The organism is Mycobacterium sp., from assembly GCF_050701515.1.
In the GTDB taxonomy this organism is placed as follows: Bacteria; Actinomycetota; Actinomycetes; order Mycobacteriales; family Mycobacteriaceae; genus Mycobacterium.
Genome location: NZ_JBOGDB010000314.1, coordinates 1 through 8787, shown reverse-complemented (window position 1 = coordinate 8787; position 8787 = coordinate 1). Strand labels below are relative to the sequence as shown.

Here is an 8787-nt window from a genome sequence, read left to right as displayed (position 1 = left end):
GGGCCGGCCCCGCCCCCGTATCGCCCGCGGCGTCCGCGACGCCAGCGATGCCGGCGCAGCCCGCGATGCCCTCGCCTGGCGACCTGGGCGGTGGACTGCCGGGCGCCGCAGGCGGTCTCGCCGGTTTGGGCCAGCAGCTGGCCGACACCCTCGGCGGCTTGCTGGACCGGCCCGAGGACGCGCTGCCCGATCCGCCGGACCTGAACGAAGAGCCTGAGGACGATGAGCTTGTGCCCGACGGCGAAGAGCCCGAAGACGAAACCGCAGTAGAGCCAGACGATCTCGCCGAATCCGAGGAGCCCACACCCGAACCGGACGAAGGATGCGAGGAGGAGCCCGCCGACGAACCGCTGCCGCCGGTCGAGCCGCCGCCGCCCGAGCCTGCGCCGACACCGGCACCGCTCCCGCCACCGCCCGAGCCCATCGAGCAGCCGCCGCCGAACCCGGAGCCGGTTGCGGCGGAGACCCCTTGTGAGATAGCGGCCGACGAGCTCCCGCAGGCTGGGCAATAAAACCTACGGCAGCAGCTCCCTTAACTCCTCCACGAATCGCACGTACTCGAGGCGGTCGCCGGTCAGCGGATGCACCAGCATCGTCGTCACCCCCGCATCGGCATAGGCGGCCAGCCGCTCCTTGACGAATCCGCGCGGTCCGATCAGCGACACGTGCCGCACCAACTCGTAGGGCACCGCGTCGATCGCCTCGGCCTTGCGGCCGGACAGATAGAGATCCTGGATGCGGTTGGCCACCTCACCGAAACCGTAGCGGGTTGCCAGGTTGTGGTAGAAGTTCCTGCCGCGCGCGCCCATCCCGCCGATGTACAGCGCCAGTTGGGGTTTGGCCCACGCCAGCCGGTCCTCGACGTCGTCGCCGATGGCCAGGGTGGCGCTGACCATCACGTCCAGCGGTCCAAGCTCGGGGTCGCGCTTGGCCATCCCGGCACGCAGCGATTCGCCCCATGCCTCGTCGGCCTTCTCGGGGTAGAAGAACACCGGCTGCCATCCCTCGGCGATCTCCGCGGTCAACTCGACGTTCTTCGGGCCGAGCGCGGCGATGGTGATCGGAATGCGTTCGCGGACCGGGTGATTGATGAGATGCAGGGGTTTGCCCAGCCCGGTGCCGCGGTCGTGGGGCAGCGGCACCTGGTAGTACTTGCCGTCGAATTGCACGTTCTCCCGGCGCCACACCTGCCGGCAGATCTCGACGACTTCACGGGTGCGGCCCAGCGGGTTGTCGAACTCGACGCCGTGGAATCCCTCCACCACCTGGGGCCCGGAAGTGCCGATGCCCAGCCGGAACCGGCCGCCCGAGACGAAGTCCAGCCCCGCCGCCGTCATCGCCAACAGCGACGGCGTGCGGATGTAGATCGGGAACACCCCCGACGCCAACTCGACCCGCTCGGTCCTGGCCGCGAGGTAACCCAGCTGGCTCACCGCGTCATACGAGTACGCCTCGGCCACCAGCGCGATGTCCACGCCGACCTTCTCCAACTCCACGATGTGGTCGACGGCCTGGTGGAAACCGCCGGAGTAGTCCAGAAAGATCCCGGTCCGCATCTCGCCTCCCTACGGCTTCAGCAGTGCGACGACTTTGTCCTCGATGTCGACCGGATCGCCGTGCGGATCCACCACCTCGGTCTTCGGCAGGGCCGCCTCGGGGTCGGCGAAGTCGCGGTATGTCTTGTCGCCGGTCAGCATGTGCAGCAGATAGCCGGTCATCAGCGCCCGCACCACCTTCTGGGTGCTGCGGTCGGCGCCGGGCAGCCCCACCACCCGGGCCAGACGGCGTCCCTCGATCAAGCCGCCGGCTTTGACGCTTTTGACCGCCCGCAGCACTGCACCATCCCAGACCCGCGCCAACTCCACCGCATTGGACCGCAGCGTCATCGGATCACCGGGGTCGGCCAGTATCAGCCCGGAAACCTTCAGCGCCGCCGCGGCCTCCTCGGTGCGTGGCTTGGTGAGTGTCGGGAACGCCGCGACGACGGCCCTGGGCTTGGCCGGCATCCCGGCGGCGGCGAACACCGCGGCCGACGCGCCGAAACCGTGGCCGACGACGCCGAGCTTGGTGGGGTGCACGCTGATCTTGCCGTCGCCCAGTCGCACCCCCGCGATGATGTCGAGCGTGGTGCCAAGGTCGAACGCCACATTCAGCACCGACGGCGCGATGCCCTTCTCGGTGTCGGGGGCGGCGGCGACGATGCCCCACGACGCCAGATGCTCGAGGGTGCCGCGGTAGCGGTCCACCCCGGTGAGCCATTCGTGTCCGAACGCGACACCGGGAAGGTTGAACCCCGATTCCGGGGTGTACACGACGCCGGACAGGCCGGCGAACGCCAAGTCACCGCGCAACACCCGGTGCGGTCCGCGTCTCTTCAAAGCGGCGAAGAGCTTCTTCGTGCCGGCCACCAGACGACCGTAGCCCACCGGTTAATCGGTCGGGTTAGGGTCCGTGGGTGAAGTTGCGCAAGCCCGTTGCGGTGTTTCTGCTCGTGTTGGGAGCGGTGGCGGCGCTCGTCGGCGATCACAGTCACATAGTCACCGGCACCACCGAGTACCTGTCCGACGCGGTTCCGTTCGTGTGGAGCAGCCCGATCTGGCGGTGGTCGAAGCCGTGATCGCCACGGCCGGGCTGGCCCGGTACGCCGAGGACTCCGACGCCCTGTTCGCGTTCGGCGTCGTGGTTGCGCTGCTCGCAGAACCGTCAGTGATAGCCACATCGCGGGTTGACTCTGCGCCCAAGGCGGCTTTGCGCGAGTAAACCACGCCCTGTTCGCAGAATCACCGCATCGCGGTGTTAGCTGGCTCCTGCACTACCCTGAATGGTTATGTGCGGAATCGTCGGCTACGTCGGAACGCGGGATGCCCGCGGTGTCGTCGTCGATGCGCTGCGCCGGATGGAGTACCGCGGCTATGACTCCGCGGGCGTTGCGCTGCTCGACGGTGACGGCGGTCTGACCGTCAGCCGTCGCGCCGGGCGGCTGGCCAATCTGGAGGCGGCGCTGGACACCGCCGACCCCGCCAGCCTCACCGGTCGCACCGGCCTCGGCCACACCCGCTGGGCCACCCACGGCCGGCCCACCGACCGCAATGCCCACCCACACCGCGACGCCACGGGCAAGATCGCGGTCGTCCACAACGGGATCATCGAGAACTACGCCGTCCTGCGCCAGGAACTGGAAGCCCACGGCGTCGAGTTCGCCAGCGACACCGACACCGAGGTCGCCGTCCACCTTCTCGCCCGCCAGTACCGGCACGGCGACACCGCGGGCGACTTCGCCGAGTCGGTGCTGGCCGTGCTGCGCCGGCTCGAGGGCCACTACACGCTGGTCTTCGCCAACGCCGACGAGCCGGGGACGATCGTCGCCGCCCGGCGGTCCACCCCGTTGGTGCTCGGCATCGGCGACGGCGAGATGTTCGTCGGATCGGATGTGGCGGCGTTCATCGAACACACCCGCCATGCCGTCGAGCTGGGCCAGGACCAGGCCGTGGTGGTCACCGCCGACGGCTACCGGATCACCAACTTCGACGGCGACGCCACCGTCGATTACCGCGAGTTCCACATCGATTGGGACCTGTCGGCCGCGGAGAAGGGCGGCTACGAGTACTTCATGCTCAAGGAGATCGCCGAGCAGCCCGCGGCGGTCGCCGACACCCTGTTGGGCCACTTCGTCAACGGCCGCATCGTGCTCGACGAGCAGCGGCTCTCCGACCAGGAGCTGCGCGAGATCGACAAGGTCTTCGTGGTGGCCTGCGGCACGGCATACCACTCCGGGCTGCTGGCCAAGTACGCGATCGAGCACTGGACGCGGCTGCCGGTGGAGGCCGAGCTGGCCAGCGAGTTCCGTTACCGCGACCCGGTGCTGGACCGCAGCACCCTGGTGGTGGCGATCTCGCAGTCCGGTGAGACCGCCGACACCCTGGAGGCGGTGCGGCACGCCAAGGAGCAGAAGGCCAAGGTGCTGGCGATCTGCAATACCAACGGCAGCCAGATCCCCCGCGAGTGCGACGCGGTGCTCTACACCCGCGCCGGCCCGGAGATCGGGGTGGCCTCGACAAAGACGTTCCTGGCCCAGATCGCCGCCAATTATCTAGTCGGTCTGGCGCTCGCGCAGGCCCGCGGCACCAAGTACCCCGACGAGGTGGCGCACGAATACCGGGAGTTGGAGGCCATGCCCGAGCTGGTGGCGCGGGTGCTGACGGCCGTCGAACCGGTCGCCGCGCTGGCCCGGCGGCTCGCCAAGTCGCAGACGGTGCTGTTCGTCGGCCGCCATGTCGGCTACCCCGTCGCGCTCGAGGGTGCGCTGAAGCTCAAGGAACTCGCCTACATGCACGCCGAGGGTTTCGCGGCCGGCGAGCTCAAGCACGGCCCGATCGCCCTGATCGAGGACGGCCTGCCGGTGATCGTCGTGATGCCCTCGCCGAAGAGCTCGGCGACGCTGCACGCCAAGCTGCTGTCGAACATCCGTGAGATCCAGGCCCGCGGCGCGCTGACCATCGTGATCGCCGAGGAGGGTGACGACACCGTTCGGCCGTACGCCGACCACCTGATCGAAATACCCGCGGTGTCAACGCTTTTCCAGCCGTTGCTGTCGACGATCCCGCTGCAGATTTTCGCCGCCGGGGTTGCGCAGGCCCGCGGCTACGACGTCGACAAGCCGCGCAACCTGGCCAAGTCCGTCACCGTCGAGTAAGCCGTGTGCGAGGCTCTGATGATGAGCAAGGATTCGGTGCGCGAATTCTCTGACAACCCCCGCGCGCCGGACGGTGCTCCCGATTCGTTCCAGCTCTTTCTCGAGGAGCGCTATAGCGATTGGGAGCAGGAGTTCGGCGACGACATCGAGGCGAAACGCACAAATTCCTTCGACCCGAAGCGATGATGCCCGACGCCGCAGTCTGACATTTGTACCTACAATGATGCGTACATGTAGGTACAACATTTTTGGGGAAGCTGTGAAAGTGAGCAAGGTTTCCGTGCGCGAGTTTTCCTATAACCCCAGCGCGATCTTCGCCCGCGCCGAGAAAGGCGAGACCATCGAGGTCACCCGGCGGGGGAAGGTCATCGCGACGGTAATGCCCGGTCGGCAGAAAAGGCGGAGTCGGATCGAGGAGCTCGAGGCGTCAGGAGCGCTGCGGCCGTCGGGCAAGACGACGGCGGACCTCGATACGTTCACGCGCATCGAGGTGCCCGAAGGGGCGCCCGATCCGCTCGAGCTCCTTCTCCAGGAGCGCTACAGCGAAACCGGGTGGGTACGTGAGTTTCGGGAAGAGCTGGAGGCCAGGCGCGAGGCGACCGGCGAAGCCACACCGTGATCTACCTTGATGCGTCGGCGATGGTGACGCTCGTGACGAGACGCTCGAATGTGGCCGAGCTCCATGACTTTTTGGAAAGCATCCCAGGCATTCCTATGGCGACGAGCACGGTTGGCTTGGTCGAGACGGTGCGCAACTGCGATCGATTGGGCACCTTCCCAAACCTGATGGCCCAACTCCTGCGCGACTACGGCGAGCTTCAGCTGAACTCCGAGATTCGTGACACGGCGGCGCAGCTGCCTGGCCGTCTGAAGACCCTCGACGCCATTCACGTTGCGACCGCCGAGACTTTGGGCGAAGACCTGATGTCGTTTGTCACCTACGACAGGCAGCTGGCGGTTCTGGCGAGGTCGCGAGGCCTGCCGGTGGCGTCGCCGGGCTCGAAACCCTGATGTCGTCACTTACCGGTGATGGTCGAAACCCGTTGGACGTCTCAACAATTCATGGTGCCGATCATCGAGTTCGCCAGGTGTCAACACGGCGGCGTGTTCGAGAACATCCTCCAGCGCAGCCGCCCAATTCTGCCAGTACGGCCGCATCTCGTCGTCAGCGATACGCCAGATCAATCGCTTCCGAAAGCTCTCCCAGTCGCACGCTCCGGACCGGCACGCGGCCACGGTGAGCCCGAACACCCGGCGTTCCCACGGCGCCCCGAACACGATCTCCCCATTGTTGCGGGGCGGCGAGCCCGACCCTGCGAGATCGGCGTCGATATTCGGCGGGTTAGCCATCACCGACGTCTTCGGGGGACAGGGGCTGCCCTACCCCGATCATCGAGTCGCGTGTCACGAGTCGTGCGAGTTCGGCCTCGCCCAGGCCATCGGTCCCGGGTGGCCGCTCAGGCACCACGAGGTAGCGTGCCTCCGCGGAGCTGTCCCAGACCCTGATGAGTACCTCGGGCGGCAGTTCTAATCCCATCTCCGTGAGCAGGACGCGCGGCTGGGCGACCATCCGCGAGCGGTACGCCGGTGATTTGTACCAGGTCGGCGGCAGCCCGAGCACTGGCCAGGGGTAGCACGAGCACAGCGTGCAGACCACCACGTTGTGGACCGTGGGTGTATTCGGCACCGCGACGATCATGTGGCCCTCGGGGCCGCCGAAGCCGAGTTCGGCGACGGCACGTGTTCCGTCCGCGAGCAGCCGCTGCAGATACCCCGGATCGGTCCAGGCCCGGGCGATCACCTTGGCGCCGTTGAGTGGTCCCACGTTGGTCTCGTAGTGCTCGATCACCTCGTCGACGACGCGGGGATCGACGATTCCCTTCTCGACCAGCAGCGCCTCCAGGGCCTCAACCCGCGCGGCCGTGGCGTCGTTCACGCCGCCTCCACATATGACTCGTAAAGGTCGACGCGGACCTCGGTGCCGGGCTCGGCGGTAACTCCCCACAAGTCGGCAGCCTGGAAGGCGACTGTGTAGAGATGCTGCGGCCACGAGTGCCTACCGACCGTGTGCGCGTCGGGAAACACCGTCGAGCCGAGGTGGGCGACGACGACGCCCGGTTTGCCCGTCACATAGCCAGGCTGTCGCGTGTATGGCACGGCTCGGGTGTCGCGCACCCGGACGCGGTCGCCCACCGCGAAGCGCCGGCGGCGCAGCGGGGGCCGCGACGTACCCAGCAACCGGGGAAGGACCTGACCGGCGAACCAGCGCGGAAGCGTGGGACGCAAGAGGGAACGCAGCGCTTTCGCCGTGGCCGCCAGGCGGGCTCGCGACATGCGCCGCCGCCCCGCCTGCGCGCGCCCGCCGCCAACTCGGGCATCTACCTCGCCTGGCGCGAGGTAGCCGGCCGCCACGAGCAGGTTCTCGAAGGCTCCGAGCCAGCGTCGGTAGTAACTCGATAGATAGACCTCGCGCGGCAGTCGCTCCATGGCGAAGCGGAAAATATCGGTACTGCGGCCGAGCAGCGGTAGCAGGAAAAAGGAGATACCGAAGACTCGGGACTCCCAAGGGTCGTGGAACACCCGCTGGTCCGACTCCCGAATGACCGGGCCGAAGAACTCGGTTCGTCCGCCCATGTCACCCGACGCGGTCACCGCACGACCCTAACAACTACACGCGACACCCGTCGCCGAAAATGACACTGCGGCGGCATGATTTGGCACTGAATTCAGTGTCGGCGACACGAATGCCCGGCGGCATGGAATCCTGGCCCGATGCGGTCCTACTACTCCGCGGATGTGATCCGCGAAGCCGAAGCACCGCTGCTGGCGTCGCTGCCCGACGGGGTGTTGATGCGGCGCGCCGCCTACGGGCTGGCCTCGGCGATCGCGCGCGAGCTCGTCGCGCGCACCGGCGGAATCTCCGCCCGTCAGGTGTGCGCGGTCGTCGGCTCCGGCGACAACGGCGGTGACGCGCTGTGGGCGTCGACGTTTCTGCGCCGCCGGGGCGCCGTGACCGCCGCGGTGCTGCTCAATCCCGAGAAGACACACCAGAAGGCGCTGGCGGCGTTCCGGAAATCCGGTGGCCGCGTGACTCAAAGTATTTCGGCCACAACCGATCTGGTGATCGACGGTGTCGTCGGCATTTCCGGGTCCGGCGCGCTGCGCCCCGCGGCCGCCGAGGTGTTCTCCGCCGTCGAAGGCGCGGGCATCCCGGTGGTGTCCGTCGACATCCCCAGTGGCGTCGACGTGCAGACCGGGGCGGTGAGCGGACCCGCCGTGCATCCCGCGCTGACCGTGACGTTCGGTGGCCTCAAACCGGTTCACGCGCTGGGCGACTGCGGCCGCGTCGAGTTTGTCGACATCGGTCTCGACCTGCCGGCAACCGACATGCTGGGTTTCGAGGCCGCCGACGTCGTCGCCCGCTGGCCCGCGCCTGGACCCGAGGACGACAAGTACACCCAGGGCGTCACCGGAATCTTGGCCGGCTCGGCGACATACCCGGGCGCTGCCGTGCTGTGCACCGGCGCCGCGGTGGCCGCCGTATCCGGCATGGTGCGCTACGCCGGAAGTGCTGGGCAGCAAGTGCTTTCGCATTGGCCCGAGGTCATTGCCGCACCAAGCGCGGCCGCGGCCGGGCGGGTGCAGGCATGGGCGGTCGGACCCGGGCTGGGCACCGACGACACTGGCGCGTCCGCGTTGTGGTTCGCGCTCAACACCGACCTGCCGGTGATCGTCGACGCCGACGCGCTGACTATCCTCGCCGCCCATCCCGACCTCGTCGTCAATCGCCGCGCCCCAACCGTATTGACCCCGCACGCGGGCGAATTCGCGCGACTTGCCGGCGCGCCGCCCGGCGACGACCGCGTCGCCGCCACCCGCCGACTGGCCGAACACCTCGGCGCCACCGTGTTGTTGAAGGGCAACGTCACCGTGATCGCCGAGCCCGGCGGGCCGGTCTACCTCAACCCGGCCGGGCAATCCTGGGCCGCCACCGCCGGATCGGGCGACGTGCTCTCCGGCATCATCGGCGCGCTGCTGGCCGCCGGACTGCCCGCCGGTACGGCTGCGGCCGCCGGGGCGTTCGTCCACACCCG

The 8787-nt window shown here is 68.2% G+C and carries 12 protein-coding genes and 1 pseudogene; 8 read left to right on the top strand and 5 right to left on the bottom strand.

Annotated features, from left to right (window positions below; all coding sequences use genetic code 11):
- Positions 1-512 (top strand): annotated as a pseudogene (locus tag ACRDU5_RS22780) (hypothetical protein); the annotation flags it as partial.
- Between the two features lie 3 nt (positions 513-515).
- Here the strand turns inward: ACRDU5_RS22780 and ACRDU5_RS22775 are convergent.
- Both ACRDU5_RS22775 and ACRDU5_RS22770 read right to left on the bottom strand, forming a co-directional pair.
- Positions 516-1556, bottom strand: coding sequence for an LLM class F420-dependent oxidoreductase (locus ACRDU5_RS22775; protein ID WP_526617257.1), 1041 nt, complete (start codon positions 1554-1556; stop codon positions 516-518).
- A 9-nt stretch (positions 1557-1565) separates the two neighbouring features.
- A complete protein-coding gene (locus ACRDU5_RS22770) occupies positions 1566-2408 on the bottom strand; it encodes a dienelactone hydrolase family protein (RefSeq protein ID WP_526617256.1) in 843 nt (280 codons plus the stop codon).
- 47 nt (positions 2409-2455) lie between these two features.
- Between ACRDU5_RS22770 and ACRDU5_RS22765 the strand changes: the two genes are divergently transcribed.
- From ACRDU5_RS22765 to ACRDU5_RS22740, 6 genes are all read left to right on the top strand, one after another.
- Positions 2456-2617 (top strand): hypothetical protein, encoded by a 162-nt coding sequence (locus tag ACRDU5_RS22765; RefSeq protein ID WP_526617255.1) that lies wholly within the window; start codon positions 2456-2458, stop codon positions 2615-2617.
- Positions 2581-2760 (top strand): hypothetical protein, encoded by a 180-nt coding sequence (locus ACRDU5_RS22760; RefSeq protein ID WP_526617254.1) that lies wholly within the window; start codon positions 2581-2583, stop codon positions 2758-2760. The genes ACRDU5_RS22765 and ACRDU5_RS22760 overlap by 37 nt, the downstream gene beginning before the upstream one ends.
- 67 nt (positions 2761-2827) lie before the next feature.
- Complete coding sequence (glmS, locus tag ACRDU5_RS22755) at positions 2828-4693, top strand: glutamine--fructose-6-phosphate transaminase (isomerizing) (RefSeq protein WP_526617253.1); 1866 nt, start codon at positions 2828-2830, stop codon at positions 4691-4693.
- A gap of 21 nt (positions 4694-4714) precedes the next feature.
- Positions 4715-4879 carry a hypothetical protein gene (locus ACRDU5_RS22750; RefSeq protein ID WP_526617252.1) on the top strand — a complete coding sequence of 55 codons (165 nt, stop codon included), beginning with the start codon at positions 4715-4717 and terminating at the stop codon, positions 4877-4879.
- A 79-nt stretch (positions 4880-4958) separates the two neighbouring features.
- Positions 4959-5312 (top strand): type II toxin-antitoxin system Phd/YefM family antitoxin, encoded by a 354-nt coding sequence (locus tag ACRDU5_RS22745; protein WP_526617251.1) that lies wholly within the window; start codon positions 4959-4961, stop codon positions 5310-5312.
- Positions 5309-5704, top strand: coding sequence for a type II toxin-antitoxin system VapC family toxin (locus ACRDU5_RS22740; RefSeq protein ID WP_526617250.1), 396 nt, complete (start codon positions 5309-5311; stop codon positions 5702-5704). The genes ACRDU5_RS22745 and ACRDU5_RS22740 overlap by 4 nt, the downstream gene beginning before the upstream one ends.
- 9 nt (positions 5705-5713) lie before the next feature.
- Here the strand turns inward: ACRDU5_RS22740 and ACRDU5_RS22735 are convergent, their stop codons facing one another.
- From ACRDU5_RS22735 to nthB, 3 genes are read right to left on the bottom strand one after another with little or no spacing between them, the layout of a single operon-like run.
- Positions 5714-6043, bottom strand: coding sequence for a nitrile hydratase accessory protein (locus tag ACRDU5_RS22735; RefSeq protein WP_526617249.1), 330 nt, complete (start codon positions 6041-6043; stop codon positions 5714-5716).
- The gene (gene nthA, locus ACRDU5_RS22730) at positions 6036-6629 is read right to left on the bottom strand and encodes a nitrile hydratase subunit alpha (RefSeq protein WP_526617248.1); all 594 of its coding nucleotides are present in this window, start codon (positions 6627-6629) and stop codon (positions 6036-6038) included. Before nthA ends, ACRDU5_RS22735 begins: the two co-directional genes overlap by 8 nt.
- Positions 6626-7345: a nitrile hydratase subunit beta gene (nthB, locus tag ACRDU5_RS22725; protein WP_526617247.1), complete on the bottom strand. Its 720-nt coding sequence runs from the start codon at positions 7343-7345 to the stop codon at positions 6626-6628. The genes nthA and nthB overlap by 4 nt, the downstream gene beginning before the upstream one ends.
- Before the next feature lie 120 nt (positions 7346-7465).
- On the opposite strand from nthB, the gene ACRDU5_RS22720 reads away from it, so the two are divergent.
- On the top strand, positions 7466-8787 hold a 1322-nt coding region (locus ACRDU5_RS22720), incomplete at its 3' end, for an NAD(P)H-hydrate dehydratase (protein ID WP_526617246.1).

What these genes read in the sequence shown, in the direction of transcription:
- ACRDU5_RS22735 (WP_526617249.1), bottom strand. Translation starts at nt 6,043, where the DNA reads ATGGCTAACCCGCCGAATATCGACGCCGATCTCGCAGGGTCGGGCTCG.
- ACRDU5_RS22775 (WP_526617257.1), bottom strand. Translation starts at nt 1,556, where the DNA reads ATGCGGACCGGGATCTTTCTGGACTACTCCGGCGGTTTCCACCAGGCC.
- glmS (WP_526617253.1), top strand. Translation starts at nt 2,828, where the DNA reads ATGTGCGGAATCGTCGGCTACGTCGGAACGCGGGATGCCCGCGGTGTC.
- ACRDU5_RS22750 (WP_526617252.1), top strand. Translation starts at nt 4,715, where the DNA reads ATGAGCAAGGATTCGGTGCGCGAATTCTCTGACAACCCCCGCGCGCCG.